Origin of the sequence: Pseudoduganella violacea, assembly GCF_014191875.1 — a bacterium.
Taxonomy (GTDB): domain Bacteria; phylum Pseudomonadota; class Gammaproteobacteria; order Burkholderiales; family Burkholderiaceae_D; genus Rugamonas; species Rugamonas violacea_A.
In genome coordinates this window covers 56,078-76,362 of sequence record NZ_JACHXD010000022.1, presented here as the reverse complement: position 1 = coordinate 76,362, position 20,285 = coordinate 56,078, and the positions used below count along the sequence as shown (strand labels likewise).

Genomic DNA, 20,285 nt, shown 5'->3' with positions numbered 1-20,285 from the left:
CGGCCGCTTTCGCAGCGGCCGGGCAGTTTAAAGAATTCATCACTACCTGGAGTGATACATGAAAGCCCTGCTCGATCTATTCAAGCAAGTACAGCAAAACGAGACCTTTGACGCGATCAAAATCGGTCTCGCTTCGCCTGAAAAAATCCGTTCCTGGTCCTACGGCGAAGTCAAAAAGCCGGAAACCATCAACTACCGTACCTTCAAGCCTGAGCGCGACGGCCTGTTCTGCGCCAAGATCTTTGGCCCGATCAAGGACTACGAGTGCCTGTGCGGCAAATACAAGCGCCTGAAGCACCGCGGCGTGATCTGCGAGAAGTGCGGCGTCGAAGTCACCCTGGCCAAGGTGCGCCGCGAGCGCATGGGCCACATCGAGCTGGCCTCGCCGACCGCCCACATCTGGTTCCTGAAATCGCTGCCGTCGCGTCTGGGCATGGTGCTCGACATGACGCTGCGCGATATCGAACGCGTGCTGTATTTCGAAGCGTATGTCGTGACCGATCCCGGCATGACCCCGCTGAAAAAATGCCAGATCATGTCGGAAGACGATTACGCCGCCAAGTATGAGGAATACGGCGACGACTTCACCGCCTTCATGGGCGCCGAAGGTATCCGCGAACTGCTGCGCTCGATCGACATCCACCGCGATGCCGAAGCGCTGCGCGTGGAACTGAAGGAATCGAAGTCGGAAGCGAAGATCAAGAAATACGCCAAGCGCCTGAAAGTGCTGGAAGCGTTCCAGCGTTCCGGCATCAAGCCTGAGTGGATGATCATGGAAGTGCTGCCGGTGCTGCCGCCGGAGCTGCGTCCGCTGGTGCCGCTGGACGGCGGCCGTTTCGCGACCTCCGATCTGAACGATCTGTACCGCCGCGTCATCAACCGTAACAACCGTCTGAAACGCCTGATGGAGCTGCGCGCGCCGGAGATCATCACGCGCAACGAAAAGCGCATGCTGCAGGAAGCCGTCGACTCGCTGCTCGACAACGGCCGCCGCGGCAAGGCCATGACCGGCGCCAACAAGCGTCCGCTCAAATCGCTGGCTGAAATGATCAAGGGCAAGGGCGGCCGCTTCCGTCAGAACTTGCTGGGCAAGCGCGTCGACTACTCGGGCCGTTCGGTCATCGTGGTGGGTCCGCAGCTGAAACTGCACCAGTGCGGTCTGCCGAAGCTGATGGCGCTGGAACTGTTCAAGCCTTTCATCTTCAATAAGCTCGAACTGATGGGCCTGGCCACCACGATCAAGGCCGCCAAGAAGCTGGTCGAGATCCAGGAACCGGTGGTGTGGGACATTCTGGAAGAAGTGATCCGCGAACACCCGATCATGCTGAACCGCGCGCCGACCCTGCACCGTCTGGGCATCCAGGCGTTCGAGCCGGTGCTGATCGAAGGCAAGGCGATCCAGCTGCACCCGCTGGTCTGCGCCGCGTTCAACGCCGACTTCGACGGCGACCAGATGGCGGTCCACGTGCCGCTCTCGATCGAAGCGCAGATGGAAGCGCGCACCCTGATGCTGGCCTCGAACAACATCCTGTTCCCATCGAACGGCGAACCGTCGATCGTGCCGTCGCAGGATATCGTGCTGGGTCTGTACTACGCGACCCGCGAGGCGATCAACGCCAAGGGCGAAGGCATGATGTTCCCGGACGTGTCCGAAGTCATCCGCGCCTACGATAACAAGGAAGTGGAACTGGCGACCCGCATCACCGTGCGTATCGTCGAGAACCCGAAAGATCCCGCCACCGGCGAATTCGTGCGCACCCTGACGCGCTACGAAACCACCGTGGGCCGCGCCATCCTGTCCGAAATCCTGCCGAAGGGTCTGCCGTTCTCGGTACTGAACCGTCCGCTGAAGAAGAAGGAAATCTCGCGCCTGATCAACACCTCCTTCCGCAAGTGCGGTCTGCGCGCCACCGTGGTGTTCGCCGACCAGCTGATGCAGTCGGGCTTCCGCCTGGCGACCCGCGCCGGTATCTCGATTTGCGTCGACGATATGCTGGTGCCGCTGGTGAAGAAGACCCTGATCTCGACCGCCGAATCGGAAGTCAAACAGATCGAGCAGCAGTACGCCTCGGGTCTGGTGACCGCCGGCGAGCGTTACAACAAGGTGGTCGACATCTGGGGCAAGACCTCGGACGAAGTGGGCAAGGCCATGATGGACCAGCTCAAAGTGGAAGACGTGACGCGCCGCGACGGCACCCAGACCACCCAGGAATCGTTCAACGCGATTTACATGATGGCCGACTCGGGCGCCCGTGGTTCGGCAGCCCAGATCCGCCAGCTGGCCGGTATGCGCGGTCTGATGGCCAAGCCGGACGGCTCGATCATTGAAACGCCGATTACCGCGAACTTCCGCGAAGGTCTGAACGTTCTGCAGTACTTCATTTCGACCCACGGCGCGCGTAAAGGTCTGGCCGACACCGCGCTGAAAACCGCGAACTCCGGTTACCTGACCCGCCGTCTGGTGGACGTGACCCAGGATCTGGTGGTGATCGAGGACGATTGCGGCACCTCCAACGGCAACCTGATGAAGGCGATGGTCGAAGGCGGTGAAGTGATCGAAGCCCTGCGCGACCGTATTCTGGGCCGCGTGGCAGGCACCGACGTGGTCAATCCTGAAACCCAGGAAACCCTGTACGAAGCCGGCACCCTGCTGGACGAAGACATGGTCGAAGAGATCGAGCGTCTGGGCATCGACGAAGTCAAAGTGCGCACCCCGCTGACCTGCGACACGCGCTACGGCCTGTGCGCCAAGTGCTACGGCCGCGACCTGGGCCGCGGCCTGCTGGTCAACGCCGGCGAAGCAGTCGGTGTGGTGGCGGCGCAGTCGATCGGTGAGCCGGGTACCCAGCTGACCATGCGTACCTTCCACATCGGTGGTGCGGCATCGCGTGCGGCAGTGGCGTCGAGCGTGGAAGCGAAGTCGAACGGCACCATCCGCTTCACCGCGACCATGCGTTACGTCACCAACGGCAAGGGCGCGCAGATCGTCATTTCCCGTTCCGGCGAAGTGCTGATCACCGACGACCATGGCCGTGAGCGCGAGCGCCACAAAGTGCCGTACGGCGCGACCCTGATCGTCAAGGATGGCATGACCGTGAAAGCCGGCGCTTCGCTGGCGACCTGGGATCCGCTGACCCGCCCGATCATTACCGAGTACGCCGGTACGGTGCGCTTCGAGAACGTCGAAGAAGGCGTGACCGTGGCCCGTCAGGTGGACGAGGTGACCGGTCTGGCCACCCTGGTGGTGATCGATGCGAAACGCCGTGGTTCGCTGACCAAGACCGTGCGTCCGCAGGTGAAACTGCTGAACGAAGACGGCCACGAAGTGAAGATCGCCGGCACCGAACACGCCGTGGCGATCGGCTTCCAGGTCGGCGCGCTGATCATGGTGAAAGACGGCCAGCAAGTGTCCGTGGGTGAGGTTCTGGCGCGTATCCCGACCGAATCGCAGAAAACCCGTGACATTACCGGTGGTCTGCCACGCGTGGCCGAGCTGTTCGAAGCCCGTTCCCCGAAAGACGCCGGCATGCTGGCGGAAGTCACCGGTACGGTGGCCTTCGGCAAGGAAACCAAGGGCAAGCAGCGTCTGGAAATCACCGACATGGACGGCAACAAGCACGAGTTCCTGATCACCAAGGACAAGCAGGTGCTGGTGCACGACGGCCAGGTGGTGAACAAGGGCGAGATGATCGTGGACGGCCCGGCCGATCCGCAAGACATCCTGCGCCTGCTGGGCATCGAAGCGCTGGCCCGCTACATCGTCGACGAAGTGCAGGACGTGTACCGTCTGCAGGGCGTGAAGATCAACGACAAGCACATCGAAGTGATTGTGCGTCAGATGCTGCGCCGCGTGCAGATCACCAACACCGGCGACAGCGACTACATCGTCGGCGAGCAGGTGGAACGTTCGGAGCTGCTGGAAGAGAACGACAAGCTGGCAGCGCAGAACAAACTGCCGGCCACCTACGAAAACGTGCTGCTGGGTATTACCAAGGCATCGCTGTCGACCGACTCCTTCATCTCGGCCGCATCGTTCCAGGAAACCACCCGCGTGCTGACCGAAGCGGCGATCATGGGCAAGCGCGATGGTCTGCGCGGCCTGAAAGAAAACGTGATCGTGGGCCGTCTGATCCCAGGCGGTACCGGTCTGGCCTTCCACCGCGCCCGCCGCGAGAAGGAGGTGTGGGAAGCCGAAGAACGCAAAGCGCTGCTCGATGCAGAGCGCGCCGCGATCGTGGCCGAACTGCCAGCGGAAGAAGTGCCGCACCACAGCGACGAAGCGTAAGCTTCTGCGCCAACAAGACGCCACCTTCGGGTGGCGTTTTTCATTTGAAAGCGAGTTGGAATATGCCCCGTTTTGCACCCCTGTCCGGCGCGCCGGGCCGGCTGCTGCTGGCCGCCATCGGTTGCCTGCTGATGGCCGGCCATGCCGCCGCCGCGCCCGCCGCAGGCTTCTCCTTCAGTCACCACGACTGGGAAATCGCCTGCGACAATACGCGCACCTGCCGCGCCGCCGGCTACCAGCCCTACGACCGCGAGGCGAACGCCCTGTCCGTGCTGCTGACGCGCAAGGCCGGCCCGCAGCAGCCGGTGCGCGCCCGCTTGCAGCTGGGCGACGCCACCGACGAACCGGCCATCGCCCAGCTGCGGCCGGATGCCAAGCTGCAGCTGCGCATCGACGGCAAGCCGCAAGGCATGCTGGCGCTCGGCCAGGACGGCGTATCGGCCGAGATTCCGGCGCCGCAACTGGCGGCCCTGCTCAATGCGCTCAAGGGCGATGGCCGCATCGTCTGGTCCAGCGGCGAATTCGAGTGGGAGCTGTCGGGCAAGGGCGCGGCGGCCGTGCTGCTGAAGATGGACGAATTCCAGGGGCGCCTCGGCACGCCGGGCGCGCTGATGCGCAAGGGCGGCAAGAGCGAAGCGCAGGTGCTGCCGGCGCTGGCCGTGCCGGTGCTCAAGGTGCCGTTCATGGCGCAGCAGCAGGCCGTGACCGTGGAGCTGAGCGCCGCGCAGCAAGCCACCTTGATCGGCGAACTGCGCAAGCCGGAGTGGAAGGAGGACTGTGAGATGGAGGAGGAACTGGGCAGCAGCGGCCGGCCGCTGCGCATCGTGCGCCTGTCCGAGAGCCGGCTGCTGGTCAGCGCCCAGTGCTGGTTGGCCGCCTACAATTTCGGCGAAGGCTACTGGGTCATCAACACCAAGGCGCCGTTCAATCCCGTGCTGGTCACCACCTCGGGCAACGAATACATGGGTGGCGTCATTTCCGCCTCGCACCGGGGGCGCGGCCTGGGCGACTGCTGGTCGCGCGAGGACTGGGCCTGGGACGGCCAGCAATTCCACGCCACGGGCAAGCTCACCACCGGCATGTGCCGCATGATCTCCCTGGGCGGCCCCTGGGAGCTGCCGACGCTGGTGACGGAGGTGCGGCACCGGCCGAAATAAGCCGCACTTAATCGAAGCGGCAGTCGTCGCCGAGCGTGTCATCCTTGCGGCGATGCTTGCTGATCCGCCGTTCGGTGAGCCGTTCCGACTGCCGGTTTACGTAATCGAGCAGTGCCTTCGATGCGGTCAGCGCTTCGCTCATGCTGCGGGCGGCGGCGTTGACCGCTTCCAGCGGCGACACCGGACGCGGCGGCTCTCGCTGCAGCAGATCGCGGCGCAGCAGCAAGGCGCGGCTCCAGTTTTTCTCCCCCGGCAGCCGTACCCACAGATCGCGCCAGGCATTGCGGCCATCGCCCGCGATCATTTGCGTCATGCCACGCGGCGAAACGGGCTGGCCTTCAAACAGCAGTTCGTCGCCGCGCACTTCGGCGTAAAACCATTGGCCCGCGTACTGCATGCGCAGACGGCTGCCGGCCGGCAGAAACAGACACTTCCATTGGTAGCCGCGCTCCTCTGCGGTGTCGGCGGACTGGATCTCCATCCATTGGCGCAGCGCGCAAGCGAGCGCTTCGTCCGGCGCCAAATTGGAACCCCGCCTCTTCAGAAAATCGCATAGCTCAAGCAGTGCAGTGATGGGTACTGCATTCTGACTCCCTCGGGCATTCATACTCGTTCCTCCGTCTGGTTCTGTCGCATTTGGTCTCGTTTTGTCTATTGGACCAAGGACGCGGCGTGAAAGTTCAAATGCGACAAAACGAGACAGAATGCGACAGGCAAACGAGTACAAATGCCCGAGGGAGCGCGCAAGCACTACGGCACATCCGGCGCGGATTCAAAGTCCGATCCGCAGCCCCAGATAGAAGCGCCGTCCGATCGCGTCATACATGCTGGTATTGGTTTCGGTGCCGATCACGTCGCCGGTCAGGCCGCTGATGATGGGCGGCGGCTTGACGTTGAAGGCGTTGTCGACGCCGGCGTACAGGGCCAGCGATTTTTTCAGCGCGTAGGTGAACTGGAAATCGTTGATGGTTTTCGAGCCGACCCGCACCGTGCCGGGCGGGATCGAGAACTGCGCCAGGAACTGATCGTCCAGCGCGGACGCGCCGATATAGCTGGTGCTGGAGGAGATGCCGAAGCGTCCCCACTGGTAGCCCAGCTGCAGCGCCGCCTTGTTGCGCGGGTAGCCGATTTCGCCGGTGGCCGCGTCGGGCTTGGCGCCCGCCAGCGGCACATTGTAGAACTCCTTCAAATGCGTGTAGGCCAGACGGGCGCTGAGGCGGCCCGGCCCGAGCTGGTCGGCCCAGGCCACGGTCCAGTCCATGCCCTTGGTGCCGGTGCCGCCGCTATTGGTGGCGGCGCTGTCGATAAAGGTGACCGCGCCGGCATTGAAGGAGCCGGCGTTGGCGGGACGGCGCGTGATGAATTTGCAGAAGTCGGCATTGCCGCCGCCATAGCACTGCTGCAGCGCGTACTGGCGCGGCGTGGAGACGATGGCGTCGGCGATCTTGATGCGGAAGTAATCGGCCGTCAGCGTCAGCTTGCTCAGCGCGGCAACCGAGACCGGCGTCAGCACCAGGCCGATGGTGGTGGAGCGGCCTTTCTCGGCTTTCAGTTCGGGGTTGCCGCGATTGAAGCCGCTCAGGCTCTGGATGTCGGCCTGGCTGACGGTGAATTTGCCGTTGGCCGCGATATTCGCCGCCACGGCGGGAATGGCGCGGCAGGCCGCGTCGTAAGTGCCGCTGGATGCGGCGGTGACGCCGACGCAGGGATCGACGATCCCGGTCGGGAAGACCTGGGTGGCGGTGGCGAACAGCTCATTGATATTCGGCGCGCGGGTGGAGAGGGCGCGCGTGGCGCGCAGCTTCACATCGGCCAGCGGCCGCCATTCCAGTCCCGCGTTCCAGCTATTGGCCCGGCCCACGGTGGAATAGTCGCCCGTGCGGAAGGCGCCGAGGAAGTTCAGGCTGCGCGCGAAAGCCTGGTCCTTCAGCAGCGGCACGCGCGCTTCGGCAAAAGCTTCGCGCACGGTGAAGCGACCAGCCGTCACCGGCACCGCGCCGCCCGAATTCAGGCCGGCCTGGGTCAGCGCATCGGGCACGCTGGACGAGGCTTCCGAACGCCATTCGAAACCGGCCGCCACGCCGATCCGTCCCGCCGGCAGCTGGAGCCACTCGCCGTTGATGCTGGCCCCGACAAGCTTTTGCGTGATGGCCGTATCCAGCGCGGCCGGCGCGCTCACATACTGCAAGGCGCCGGGCGCGATGGTGTTGTAGCCGAAGAGATTGAGCGGCACGCAGCCGTCGGCACGCGCCGCGGCATCGGCGCAGACGGCGTTGCCGCCGGCGTCGGGAATCGCCTGCAGGGCGGCGCGGAACCGGGCCACATTCACCTGGCCCGTCGAGCGCTGCTTTTCCTTGCTCTTGCCATAGGCCAGATAGCTGTCGTAATTCCAGTCGCGGATACTGCCCTTGATGCCGGCGGCGAGGCGGTAGGTGTCGCGGTCCACTTTCGCCACGCGTGTGTCGGCTTCGGCGATGCGGCGGCTGAAGCTGTAGTCGCGCAGGCCGTCGCCATTGCTGTCGGCGCTGCGTTGGTACAGATACTGCGGCACCAGCGGGTTGCGCACGGCCACGCCGTTGACCATGTTTTCCGCCGCGACCTGGCCGTTGCTGCTCCTGAAGATGTCGGCCGAGGACAGGGCCAGCGGCTCGATGATGGTGCGCACCCTGGTGCGCGAATAGTTCGCTTCGAAGAAGGCGCTGTGCTGGGCGTTCAACGCCAGGTCGCCCTTGCCGGCAAACAGCAGGCGTTCGGTGGGCACGGCGATGGTGCGGTAGGCGGCGCGGTTAAAGCCGGTGGCCGCCAGCGTGGCCGTGCCGTTGGTGGACCAGGGGATGACATTGCCGTTGCGGTCGTACGAAAACTCGCCGGCCTTGCCGCTGGCGTCGCGGTTGAAGAAAAAGCGTCCCTGCGGCGCGGCCACCGAGTAGTTGCGCACCGGGACAAAAGCATCGGCCGCCTGGCCGCTGCTGAGCATCTTGGAGATCTGGTCGGCGGCTGAAAAATCGCGGTCGCGCGAAAACACGGCGCCCTGCTTGCTGTAGCCGAGATGGGCCATGAGCTGGCTGGCGCCGTCGGCGCTGGACCGGCCGTAGCTCAAGGCCAGCTTGCGTTTCAGGTCGTCGCCGGCGCTGGCGCGGCCGGCCGCGGCGTCCAGCAGCCAGCCTTGCAGGCGCGGCTTGAGAATGATGTTGATCACGCCGGCCACCGCGTCCGAGCCATAGGCGGCCGAAGCGCCGCCCGTCATCAGTTCGACGCGCTCGATGAAGTCGGTGGGCAGGGCGTTCAGGTCGACCGCGCTGGTGCCCGGCACGCCGGACACGAAGCGCCGCCCGTTGACCAGCACCAGGGTGCGCGCATCGCCCAGATTGCGCAGGTTGACGGTGCTGACGCCGCCGCTGGCGGGCAGGAAGTTGGAGTTGCTGCGGTTGAGCGTGGGCGAGCCGAGCGTGGGATTTTTCTGCAGCAGCTCCTGCAGGTTCACGGCGCCGGAAGCGGCGATATCGGCCGCCGTCAAAATCTGCAAGGGCGAGGGCGATTCCGCGCCTGGTGCGGCGACGCGGCTGCCGGTGATCTGTACTTTTTGCAGCGCCGCCGCGCCGTCGTCGGCCCAGGCGGCCGATACGCAGACGGCCAGGCCGCACAAGGCGATCTGGCGCGGCTTGCGCGGCCAAAATGCGTCTCTCCTCATTGCCCATCCTCCGCGCCAACAGGCGTCTCTTTTTAACGACTGTACGCAAGGAGGGCCAGGCTTGTAAATAAGAAAGCGCGGCCGCTGGCCGAAACACAACAGCGCCGCCTTAGCGTCCGTATTTTTTCAGCAGGACGTTGAGGCGGGCGCGCCCATGGGCGCCATACCAGTTCCAGATGGTTTCCGCCTCGTCGCGGTTGCTTTCGTAATAGCTGCGGTTCAGGGCCAGCCAGGAATTGGTGATGAGCAGCGGCTTGCGCAGGCGGGTGAATTGCAGGCCATAGCGCGCCGCCACCGGCGCATCCATATCCTCCGGCGTCGACAGCGAGATGGCGAAGCCATCGATGCGGCCGCGCTTGAGCTTTTCGAAGTTGAGGTCGGGATTGGCGGCGCCGGCATCGACGTCGACGCCCGCACTTTGCAAATACTTGATGTGCGGCGCGCCCTGCGACACGCCGATGATGCGCCCGCGCATGGTCAGCACCGGATCGGCGTCGGCCGGCAGATGGTCGGCCGCGCGCACGAAGACCACGGTGTAGAGCGGCATGGCGCGCGCCGTATCGAGCTTGCCCTGTTTGTCGCGCGGGTACACCACGTTCGGCAGCTCGCCCACCACCTCCGGCGCGAACAGCGACATGGCGTCGATCGCGCCCGCGTTCAGGCTTTGGTGCAGGCGCGCCGGCGGCATGCGCACCATCTGCACCGGGCAGTGGGCGCTGGCCGCCGCGTCGCGCGCCAGTTCGGCCAGCGCGCCGGGCGGCTCGGGCGCTTTCGGCCCCGTGCCCAGATAGTAGGGCGGCACCGCCTTGTCGGTATAGCCGTAGCGCAGCGTGGGGCAGGCGCCGGCCGCATGGCCGGCCAGCAGGACGCTTATCGACAGGGATAACAGCGGCAAGACGCGCATCGAGCTCGGGGTAGGGGTTGAAAACCAGGCAAGCAGCCGGCCAGCCAGCAGCAAGCAAGAATGCTGCCAGTATAGCGTAGGCGGATGCCGTACTGCGCGCCATATCCGCTAGGGTAAGGAGGGCAAACTGGCTTAAGATCCTGGATCGATGCAAATCCTGAGGGAGAGTGTGAGGTGATGTCAGTTTTACGATCCCTGGCGGCCATGGCCTGCTGCGCCATGGCCTGCGGCGCGGGCCAAGCGGCACCGCTTGAGCACTGCGGCCTCGGCCCGGGCGGCAGCTATCCGGTGGCGGTGCTGGCGCAGCCGGCCGGCGCCGGCGACCAAATCATCGAGCTGCGCCATGGCGGCAAGACCGCAGCCCTGTTCGGCGATGGGGACAGGGAGGATTCGCGCGCCTCGCAGCTGAGAACCGGCTGCGTCGGCCAGGGCGAGAAGCTGCTGGTGTTGGCGGGCGAGTTTTACAGCAGCGGCTACCCCAAGGGCATCGTCATGCGCTATCGGGGCGGACGCGTGCAGCGTCTCGATTTCGCCGAACGCGCCTACCCGCATATGGCTTACCTGAGCGCAGGCGGCATCCGCCTGTATATCGCCAGCGGCGGGCCGGACGCCGCGAAAAAATGGACGGTCTATCGCTACGACACGGCCACGGGACCAAGCATGGACGAGGAATATGCTTGCTGCCTGCCTCGGCCAAGGAAAGGGGAGACGCGCCTCCGGCTTGACTAAAGCGATGACGGCGCTAGAATCGAAGATCGCCCACGCGAAAAACCATCTTCTCTGAGCTGCACTTTTCGATTGAAAGGGTACTCATGAAACAGATCAAGACCTTGGCCCTCACGGCTGGCACCGGTGTTTTCGCCTTGGCCGTCATTGCGCCCACGCTGGCCGAAAAAAAGCCCAGCTTCGATCCGCTCTACCTGAATGGCGCCACTTGCGCGCCGCAAGCCAAGGGCCGCCCCGTCCTGCTCGACCGCCTGGTGCTGGCGCAGGCCGAAACGGCGCCCTTCCGTCCCTTGCAGCAGGAACGCAAGGCGGCGGCAAGCAAGCTGCCGCCCTTGTACACCGACCTCGGCACCCTGAATATGCCGATCAGCAGCCGCCAGCCGAAGGCGCAGGCTTACTTCAACCAGGGCTTGCGCCTGACCTTCGGCTTCAACCACGCGGAAGCGGCGCGCGCCTTCCGCGCCGCCCAGCACTACGATCCGCAATGCGCCATCTGCTATTGGGGCGAGGCGCTGGTGCTGGGGCCGAATATCAACGCGCCCATGTTCCCGGACGCGGTGGAGCCGGCCGTGGCGGCAGCCAAGAAGGCGGTGGCGCTGGCCGCTTCCGCCACGCCCGCCGAGCAGGCCCTGATCAAGGCCGTGGCGCAGCGCTACCAGTCGCCCGCGCCGGCCGACCGCGCGCCGCTGGACCGCGCCTACGCCGACGCCATGACCGAGGCGGCGCGCGCCTTCCCCAACAACGATACGATCCAGGTGCTGTTCGCCGAGTCGCTGATGGACCTCTCGCCCTGGGATTACTGGGAAGCGGCCGGCAGCCGGCCCAAGAACCGCACCGCCGAAATGGTCGACGCGCTCGAGCGCGTGCTGGAACGCCACCCCAACCATCCGGGCGCCGACCATTACTACATTCACGCGATGGAGGCGTCGACCCATCCGGACAAGGCCCTGCCGTACGCCCGCCTGCTGGCGAAACAGATCCCCGGCGCCGGCCACCTGGTGCACATGCCTTCGCATATCTACTACCGCGTCGGCCTGTACAAGGATGCGCTGCAATCGAACCTGGACGCCATCGCCGTCGATGAAAAATACTTCGGCCGCTCCGACAGCGACCCGGTCTACAAGGGCGCCTACTACCCGCACAATATCCACTTCGTGATGGTGTCGGCCCTGATGGGCGGCGACGGCAAGACGGCGCTGGACGCCGCCGCCAAACTGGATAAGGCCGTGCCCAACGAGGCGCTGAAAGCCTTCGCCTCGCTGCAGCCGGTGAAGTCGGCGCCGTACTTCTCGCATGTGCAGTTCAGCAGCCCGGAGGTGCTGATCGCGCTGCCCGATCCGGGGCCGGAGCATGTGCTGGTGCAGGCCATGTGGCATTACGCGCGCGCCGTCGGCTATGCGCGCAAGGGCGCGCTGGCCGAAGCGCAGCAGGAAGTCGACGCGCTCGTCAATATCGAGCGCACGGCCGACTTCAAGCCCATCACCGCCTGGGGCGTGCCGGCGCCGGACATTGTGCACACCGCGCGCGCCGTCGCCAGCGGCCGCCTGGCCGACGCGCGCGGCGACCTCGATGGCGCGATCAAGGCGTTTGAGGAAGCGGTGGCGGTGCAGGATGGCTTGCCCTATACCGAGCCGCCTTACTGGTACTACCCGGTGCGCCAGTCGCTCGGCGTGGTGCTGCTGCGCGCCGGAAAACTGGAAGCGGCCGAGCAGGTGTTCCGCGCCTCCTTCCTGCGCACGCCGAGCAATGGCTGGGCGCTGCGCGGCCTGATCGAGGTCTACCGCCAGCGCGGCGACCACGATGCGCTGGCCGCCGCCCAGAAACGCTTCGACAGCACCTGGCTGGGCAAGAAGGGTGGGCCGGAGCTGGCGCGCCTGTGACGGCCCCGGGCCGCGGCGCGCGATAAAAAAGGGGCGCCCGCGGGCGCCCCTTTTGTCGCCGGCAGCGGATGCTTAGCGCGGCAGCGGCTGGCCGTCGGCGTCGAGCACCGTCACCTCGCCCCAACCGAGTTCGCGGATGCCCGCCTCGATCTTGCGCCGGTCGCCGATCACCAGCCACACCAGTTCATCGGGGCGGATGAATTTGGCGGCGGCGTCGGCCAACTGGCCTTCGCTCAGGGCGCGCATGCGCGCCGCGTAGCCGGGCCAGTACTCGTCGTCCAGGCCCAGGTTGATGCTGCTCAGGGCGGCGTTTTCCAGCGCGCTGATGGTCTCGAAGCGGCCCGCCAGGCGCGCCGTCATATTGCGCATGATGCTGCCGTATTCCTCGCCCGCCAGCGGCCGCGCGCCGGCCGCGCCGCGCACTTCCTTGGCCACTTCCTGCATCGCTTCGCGCGTCTTGTCGGTCTGCACCGGCGCCACCACCATGAAGGCGCGCTGGCCGCGCACGGCGCTCAGCTGGCCGGAGGTGCCGTAGCTCCAGTGCTTGTCCAGGCGCAGGTTGCGGTTCAGGCGCGAAGTGGCCATGCCGCCGAAGTTCTGCATCACCGGCTCCATCGCCAGGTCTTCCTGCTGGCCCTGCAACTGCGCCAGGTGGGCGGCGACGATGGTCGATTGCGGCGCGTCGGGCTTATCGATCAGGAACAGGCGCTTGCCCTGGCTGGCCTGCACGGCGGGCGCCGGCTTGGCGGGCGCGCTGCCGGCCTGCCATTTGCCGAAAGCCGCTTCCAGCGCGGGCAGGGCTTGCGCCAGCGTGGTGTCGCCGCTCACCACCAGTGTCGCGCTGCCGGGACGGAACCAGGCCGCGTGCCAGGCTTGCAGGTCGGCGCGCGTCAAGCCCTGCACCGAGGCTTCGTAGCCGCTGGCCGGCTTGCCGTAGGCGTGGGCGCTGCCGTACAGCAGGCCGGGCAGCAGGCGCATGGCCAGCGCATTGGGCTGCGCCTTTTCCTGCGCGATGCCGGCCAGGCGGCGCTGTTTTTGCAGCGCGACCTGGTCGGCCGGGAAGGCCGGATGCAGGGCCGCGTCGGCCATCAGTCGCAGGGCGGCAGGCAGCTTGGCCGCCGTCGCCTGCAGGCGCACGATGGACAGGTCGCTGCCGCTGCGCGTTTCCAGCTGGGCGCCCAGGCTTTCCAGTTCATCCGACAGCTGGAAGGCGTTGCGCGTGGCCGTGCCTTTGTCCAGCAGGTCGAGCGTGAGGGCGGCCAGGCCCGCCTTGGCCGGCGTGTCGGACGCCGTGCCGGCGTCGACCGCCAGCGCCACGTTGACGATGGGCGCGGAATGGCGTTCCAGCAGCATCACCTTCAAGCCGTTCGACAGCGTGGCGCGCTGGATGGCGGGGAATTTCACGTCGGGCGCCTGGCCCAGCGCGGGCAGCACCTTGCGGTCCACCTCGGACTTGGCGGCGGCCAGCTTGGCGAAGGGCTTGACCGTCATCGTGTAGTGGTGGGCGCGCAGCCATTGGCCGGCCGTGGCCTTCACTTCGGCCGGCGTGGCCTTGGCGTAGACGTCGAGCTGGTCGAGGTAGGCGTCGGGCTTGCCGCCATACGTCATGCTTTGCGCCAGCATGTTGGCGCGGCCGCCCAGGCGTTCCAGGCCGCGCGCGAACTTGGCCAGCGTGGCGGCGCGCGTGCGCGCCAGTTCGGCCGGCGTCGGCCCCTGTTCCAGCAACTCGTTCAGCACGGCGTCGATCTCGCGTTCGACCAGGGCCGGATCGACGCCCGGCTTGACGGTGGCGACGATGTCGAAGGTGCTGCCCAGCTCATTGTCGTCGATGCCGGCGCGGACGCTGGTGGCCAGGCCTTTGTCGTAGACCAGGCGCTTGTCCAGGCGCGCGCTCTTGGCGCCGGCCAGCACGTCGGCGAACAGGGCCAGATGCTGCAGGCTGGCGTCCTTCCAGGCCGGCGCGTGGTAGCTGCGGTAGATGCGCTGCTGCGGCACGCGGTCTTCCATCTCGTCGCGGATATTGCGGTCGAGCTTGGGAATCCAGGTTGCGGTGCGCGGCAGCGGCGGGCCGGGCGGAATCGAGTCGAAGTATTTCTTCACCAGTTCCAGCGCGCGTTCGGGCGTGATGTCGCCGGCCAGCGTGATGACGGCGTTGTTGGGACCATAGTAGGTACGGTACCACTCCTTGATATCGTCCAGCGAGGCGGCGTTCAAGTCGTCCATGCTGCCGATGGTGGACCAGGAATAGGGATGCGAGTAGGGATACATGCGCGCCGCCTGCTCCAGGTGCACGCGGCCGTAGGGCTGGTTCTCGCCCTGGCGTTTTTCGTTCTGCACCACGCCGCGCTCGCGTTCCAGCATCGCCTGCGAGATGTAGTTGCCGAGGAAGCCCATGCGGTCCGCCTCCAGGTACAGGGTGCGCTCCAGCGCCGACACCGGCACGTCTTCGAAGAAGTTGGTGCGGTCGCCATTGGTGGTGCCGTTGCGGTTGTTCGCGCCCAGGTCGTCCATCGCTTCGCGGAAGCCGTGCGGATAGTTTTCCGAGCCGTTGAAGAAGAAGTGTTCGAATAGGTGGGCGAAGCCGGTCTTGCCGCGCTTCTCGTTGCGCGAGCCGACGTGGTACCAGATGTTGACGCCGACCACGGGCACATTATGGTCTTCGTGGACCAGCAGGGTGAGGCCATTCTGCAACACAAATTTTTTGTAGGGAATGGCATACGCCTGGCGGTCGAAGGCGGCGGGCTGGGCTGCGGCGCTGGCGCCGGGGCGGCTGGCGGCGGTGGGCGCGGCACCGGCGGCTAGGGCCGGCAGGGCGCTGGCCGCCAGGCCCAGGGCGAGAAGCATGTGTTTTTTCACTGTTCACCTGTCTGTGGATTGTTATAGAGTGGCCAGCGCAAGCGGTCCTGCCCTTGCAATGGCTGGGCTATTCTAGCAACGCGCGGCAGCCGAATCCATGCCGGACGCGGCGGCGGTCATGCTAGTATTTGGCTCATGATTGCCCAAGCCCTGTTCACTCCGGCCCAGCAAAAACTGCTGGGCTTGCTGTTCGTCCGCGTCAATGAGGGATTCCACCTCAATGAGATCATGCGCCTGACCGGTTTGGGCAGCGCCTCGGCCCAGCGCGAACTCAAGCGCCTGCACGAGTCGGGGCTGATCGTCTCCGAGCGCATCGGCAATGTGCGCCAGTTCCGGCCCAATAAGGACAGCCTGGTGTACGGGGAATTGAGCAGCCTGGTGAAGAAGACCTTCGGCCTGCTCAGCGTGCTCAATTCAGCCTTGGCGCCGCTGCGCCAGCAGCTCAATGTGGCCTTCGTCTACGGCAAGACGGCCAAGGAACAGGAAGGTTCGGGCGAGGCCATCGAACTGCTGCTGATCGGCGAAAACACCAGCTATGGCGAGCTGCTCAACCGCTTGCCGGTGGCCGAGCGCCTGCTGCGCCGCAAGATCAATCCCAATCTGTATTCCGTGCCCGATTTCCGGCGCCGCCTGCGCGAGCAGCAACCCTTCATCCTGCAGGTGCTCGATGAGCGCAAGGTCTTCGTGCTGGGCGACGATACCGACCTCGACGACATCCTGCGCGAGGACAGCCCGGCCCTGCCCAGCGTGGCTTAGGCGGAGCGCTTAGGCGCCCCGCCTAGGCGCGCCGCGCCTGCTCGCCGGCCAGCGGCGCGCACACCTCGACCGCCGCCGCCGCCACCGGCGTCCCCTGCGGCATGCAGGGCGGGAAGGTCAGCGAAAAGCGCGTGAACTTGCCCGGCACCGATTCGCAGCGGATGGCGCCGCCGAACGCGGCCAGCACGCGCTGGCAGAACGCCAGGCCCATGCCCGAGCCGCCGCCCTGGTGCCGCGTGGTGTAATACGGTTCGAACACATGGGGCAGGACGTCGGCCGCGATGCCCGGCCCGGTATCGGTGACCACCAGCCAGTTGTGGCGCGCCAGGCTGAAGCATTCCACCTCGACCGTCCCCCGGCCCAGGCCGCCAGTGCGGATCGCGTGCAGGGCATTCTTGAGCAGGTTGTACAGCACATAGATCAGCAGCACGTCCGAGCCGTGGAAGCGGAAATCGTGGCGCACCTGGGCGCTGACGCGTTCGCGCATGCCTTCCTCGAAGGGATAGCAGGATAGCGCCTCGTCGACGCAGGCCTTGACCGAATAGTGGCGGAACTCGTCGCGCCGGAAATTCTCGGCCGTGGCCGAGGCCAGCAACATGTCGACGATGAAGTTCGAGCGCGACACTTCCTGTTCGATATGCTGGGCCAGGCCGGCCAGATACTGCAGCTGCTCGCTGTTCAGGCGCGGCTGGTGGGCGCGCTGCTGTGCCAGGCTCTGGTAGCCGGCGATCAGCTCCGGCAAGCTTTTGGCCAGCAGGCGCGACTGGCTGCGGATGGTGGCCAGCGGCGTGCGCATCTCGTGCGCGATGGAGGCGGCCGCCGCCATCGGGTCGGCCAAGAGATTGTGCTGCACCATGGCCTGGGCGATTAGGCCCAGGCTGGCCGCCAGCGACAGCACGCCGGGCGGATAGAACTCATAGCCATAATTGCATAGGTAGTCGATGGCGGCGCTGAAGTAGATCAGCACGCTGACCAGGCAGTAGCGCAGCCGCGCGCGCTCGGTCGACAGGGCGGCCTGCTGGCGCCGGTACAGCAGGTAGAGGCCGCGCAGCACCACCACCACCGTCTGCAGCAGGTGCAAGGGATGCAGCCAGCCCGCGCGCGGGTAGTAGCCGAAGAAGTAGGCGTGTACGCCGCTCACCAGCCAGTCGGTGCTGACGGTAAACACGCTGAGCACGGCCGCCAGGCCGTAGGAGGCCATCACCCAGCGCGCTTCGCCGGGTTGGCGCGTCAGCTCGGTGATGAAGTGGTAGAGCGTGGTCGGCAGGAAGAGAATGGGCACATAGCCGAGGCGCGCCATGGTCAGCGCCATGGCCGGGGCCTCGGTCTGGAACAGCAGGGCCCAGGCCGCTTGCCACAGGCAGGTGGTGGCGCAGAGCAGGAAAAAGGTCAGGCTGGCGCGGTTCGCGCCGCGCGAGTGCAGCACATAACTGCCATAGGCAAGAAAGAGCAGCGAAACCAGAGCGGGCAGAATGGAGAACATGGGCAATCCCCTGGAACAGACCACGTGTCAACGCTTGGGATCATAACAACGCTTGAGCCTGCTCAGCTCCGGGATTCGCACGGGGTTTGTGCCAGATCAAAGGGCCGGGGCAAAAGTTTCCTTTAGTGAACATATGCGGCACGCAGAGGCCGCCAGTCAAACCCATTCAGGAAATGTCCACTCCAGGAGCGAGCCATGTTCATGTACGCCGCCGTCGCCAACGACGCCAACACCGACGCCGAATTGACCTTCCACCACCAGATTTCGGTCTATCTGAAGGATTCGAATGCCTATGGCAATACCTACTTCGCGCGCTATTTCGAATGGCAGGGCATCTGCCGCGAAAAATGGTTTTTCGAGTGCGTTGCGCGCGATATGCTGCAGAAGGAGGGCGTGTTCATCACCAAGCGCGCCGAGCAGGACTATCTGCAGGAAACCTTTCCGTTTCAAGACGTGCGCTGCGAGGTCAACACCTACGCTGTGCGGCGCTGCTCGTTCTGGTTGGAGTTCCGTTTCTACGCCAACAGCATGCCGGTCGCCGTGGGCCGGCAGCAGATCGTCTTTGCCGGCCATGACAAACAGATCGCCGCGCTGCCGGAACGGGCCTTGAAGCGCATCAAGGCGTATGAGCTGAGTACCTAGGCCGGCCCGCGCCGGCGGCCGCGCGGCGAGCTTGTTGCCGCGCGGGCGGCCCGGCTTAGCGCGCCGGCTGGCGGTCGGCGATCCAGCGGTCGACCTTCGCTTCGAGCAGGCTGAGCGGCACGGTGCCGTCGCCCAGCACCACCTCGTGGAACTTCGGCAGGCTGAACTGGTCGCCCAGCGCTTGCTGGGCGCGCTTGCGCAGCTCGACGATTTTCAGCGAGCCGATCTTGTAGCCCAGGGCTTGGCCGGGCCAGGCCATATAGCGCTCGGTCTCGCTCTTGGCCACGGCGTCGTAGCCCAGCGTGTCCTTCATATACTGGATGGTCTGCTCGCGGCTCCAGCCCTTGGCGTGCAGGCCGGTATCGACCACCAGGCGGGTGGCGCGCAGCAGCTCGTCGTTCAGGTGGCCGAAGTACTGGGCCGGATCGTCGAACAAGCCCATTTCCTGGCCCAGGGTTTCGGCATACAGCGCCCAGCCCTCGGTGAAGGCATTGTTGCCGCCGAATTTGCGGAACTTCGGCATGTCCAGTTCCTGCATCAGCGCGATGTGAAAGTGGTGGCCCGGTTTGCCTTCATGCAGGAACAGGGTGTTCATGCCGGTATTGCCGTATTTGGTGGGATCGTTGACCACCGACCAGAACACGCCGGGACGCGAGCCGTCGGCGGCTGGCGCCGTGTAGTGGTCGGCGGCGGTGGCGCGGCTCAGCTCCGGCTCCAGGCGCAGGTCGAGCGGCGCCTTGGGCAGCAGGGTGAACATGGCGGGCAGCTTGCTGTCGAGCACCGTGTTCAGCTTGCGGTAGACCGCTTGCACCTCGTCCTCGGTCTTGAACGGGAAGAACTTGGCTTGCTGCGAGACCCAGACCGGCAGGCCGGCGGCCGGGCCGTCGTAGCCGAGCTTGGGACCGAGCACGGCGAACTGGCCCTGGATGCGCGCCACTTCCTTCAGGCCGATGGCGTGGATGGTGTCCGGATCGAGATTGGTGGTGGTCGAGGCGGCGATGCGGGCCTGGTACCAGGCCGCGCCCTGCGGCAGCGCGCCCAGGCCGGCGCTGTCGCGGCTGGCCGGCAGATACTCTTGCTCGATGAAGCTGGCCAGGCGCTGCAGGGCCGGTTCGAGCTGGCTCACGGCCGCGCGGTACGCCTTGGCCAGTCTGACCTTGTCGGCGGCCGTGAAGTTGGCCGGCAGCTTGTTGATCGGCGTGTAGTAAATGCTCTGTTCCGGGCTGGCGCTGCGCAGCTTCTGGAACTGCGGCAGGGCCGACAGTACCAGCGCCTTGGGCAGCACCACGTTCTGGCGCATGCCTTCGCGCATATTGGCGATGGCCTGGTCGATCCAGGCCGGCAACTGGCGCAGGCGGCTCAGGTAAGCCTGGTATTGCTTGACCGTGGTCAGCGGCTGCGAACCTTCGCCGCCCGCGTAATTGGCCAGGGTCACGGGCATGCTGTCCATCTGGTTCAGTGGCAGCAGGTGCTCGGGGAAGGGCTCGAAGGAGAGCAGGCTCTTCAGCTCGAAGTCGAGCACATCGTAGTGGATCTGGTCGGCGCGGCTGAGTTGGCTGCGCGGGATGGCGGCCAGGCGCTGGGCGAATTGGCGGTACAGGTCGAACTGCTTGGCGCGCTTGGCCGGCTGGATGGACAGGCCGAGCTGGTCGTCGAAGCGGTTATCGCCGCTCTCGGTGGCGCCCACCGGTTCGAAACGGGCCAGCGCATCGTAATAGGCATCGGCCAGCGTCATCAGTTGTTTTTTTGCCGCAGTCTGGCTTTTGGCCGGGGCGGCGAGGGTGGTGGTGGCGCTGGCGGGCGTGGCCGCCTGGAGTGGCGTCCAGGCCAGGCAAACGGCGGCAGCCAGCGTGCTCAGGGCGATGCGGTGGTTCATGGGTTTTCCTGTGAGTGGAGGGAACAGAA

At 65.8% G+C, this 20,285-nt stretch carries 12 protein-coding genes; 6 read left to right on the top strand and 6 right to left on the bottom strand.

Annotated features, from left to right (window positions below; genetic code table 11):
- Positions 1-58: 58 nt before the first annotated feature.
- On the top strand, positions 59-4,285 hold the full coding sequence (rpoC, locus tag FHS03_RS25250; RefSeq protein ID WP_183443664.1) for a DNA-directed RNA polymerase subunit beta': 4,227 nt from the start codon (positions 59-61) through the stop codon (positions 4,283-4,285).
- Positions 4,286-4,347: 62 nt separating this feature from the next.
- On the top strand, positions 4,348-5,442 hold the full coding sequence (locus FHS03_RS25245) for a DUF1176 domain-containing protein (RefSeq protein WP_183443663.1): 1,095 nt from the start codon (positions 4,348-4,350) through the stop codon (positions 5,440-5,442).
- A gap of 7 nt (positions 5,443-5,449) precedes the next feature.
- On the opposite strand, the gene FHS03_RS25240 is transcribed toward FHS03_RS25245, so the two are convergent.
- From FHS03_RS25240 to FHS03_RS25230, 3 genes are all read right to left on the bottom strand, one after another.
- Positions 5,450-5,965 carry a hypothetical protein gene (locus tag FHS03_RS25240; protein WP_229426421.1) on the bottom strand — a complete coding sequence of 172 codons (516 nt, stop codon included), beginning with the start codon at positions 5,963-5,965 and terminating at the stop codon, positions 5,450-5,452.
- A 249-nt stretch (positions 5,966-6,214) separates the two neighbouring features.
- Complete coding sequence (locus tag FHS03_RS25235) at positions 6,215-9,133, bottom strand: TonB-dependent receptor domain-containing protein (RefSeq protein WP_183443661.1); 2,919 nt, start codon at positions 9,131-9,133, stop codon at positions 6,215-6,217.
- A 109-nt stretch (positions 9,134-9,242) separates the two neighbouring features.
- Positions 9,243-10,028: a substrate-binding periplasmic protein gene (locus tag FHS03_RS25230; protein WP_183443660.1), complete on the bottom strand. Its 786-nt coding sequence runs from the start codon at positions 10,026-10,028 to the stop codon at positions 9,243-9,245.
- A 186-nt stretch (positions 10,029-10,214) separates the two neighbouring features.
- Between FHS03_RS25230 and FHS03_RS25225 the strand changes: the two genes are divergently transcribed.
- Together FHS03_RS25225 and FHS03_RS25220 are read left to right on the top strand one after the other, a co-directional pair.
- Positions 10,215-10,766: a hypothetical protein gene (locus tag FHS03_RS25225; protein WP_183443659.1), complete on the top strand. Its 552-nt coding sequence runs from the start codon at positions 10,215-10,217 to the stop codon at positions 10,764-10,766.
- Between the two features lie 83 nt (positions 10,767-10,849).
- Positions 10,850-12,643 (top strand): tetratricopeptide repeat protein, encoded by a 1,794-nt coding sequence (locus FHS03_RS25220; protein WP_229426419.1) that lies wholly within the window; start codon positions 10,850-10,852, stop codon positions 12,641-12,643.
- A 72-nt stretch (positions 12,644-12,715) separates the two neighbouring features.
- Here FHS03_RS25220 and FHS03_RS25215 read toward each other — a convergent pair whose 3' ends face one another.
- Entirely contained in the window at positions 12,716-15,487 is a 2,772-nt protein-coding gene (locus tag FHS03_RS25215) for a M16 family metallopeptidase (protein ID WP_183443658.1), read from the bottom strand.
- Between the two features lie 147 nt (positions 15,488-15,634).
- On the opposite strand from FHS03_RS25215, the gene FHS03_RS25210 reads away from it, so the two are divergent.
- Complete coding sequence (locus FHS03_RS25210; protein ID WP_183443657.1) at positions 15,635-16,255, top strand: helix-turn-helix domain-containing protein; 621 nt, start codon at positions 15,635-15,637, stop codon at positions 16,253-16,255.
- Positions 16,256-16,277: 22 nt separating this feature from the next.
- Here FHS03_RS25210 and FHS03_RS28565 read toward each other — a convergent pair whose 3' ends face one another.
- Positions 16,278-17,738 (bottom strand): sensor histidine kinase, encoded by a 1,461-nt coding sequence (locus FHS03_RS28565; RefSeq protein ID WP_183443656.1) that lies wholly within the window; start codon positions 17,736-17,738, stop codon positions 16,278-16,280.
- Between the two features lie 195 nt (positions 17,739-17,933).
- On the opposite strand from FHS03_RS28565, the gene FHS03_RS25200 reads away from it, so the two are divergent.
- Complete coding sequence (locus FHS03_RS25200) at positions 17,934-18,380, top strand: acyl-CoA thioesterase (RefSeq protein ID WP_183443655.1); 447 nt, start codon at positions 17,934-17,936, stop codon at positions 18,378-18,380.
- Between the two features lie 55 nt (positions 18,381-18,435).
- Here the strand turns inward: FHS03_RS25200 and FHS03_RS25195 are convergent, their stop codons facing one another.
- On the bottom strand, positions 18,436-20,256 hold the full coding sequence (locus FHS03_RS25195) for a DUF885 domain-containing protein (protein WP_183443654.1): 1,821 nt from the start codon (positions 20,254-20,256) through the stop codon (positions 18,436-18,438).
- Between the last annotated feature and the right edge of the window lie 29 nt (positions 20,257-20,285).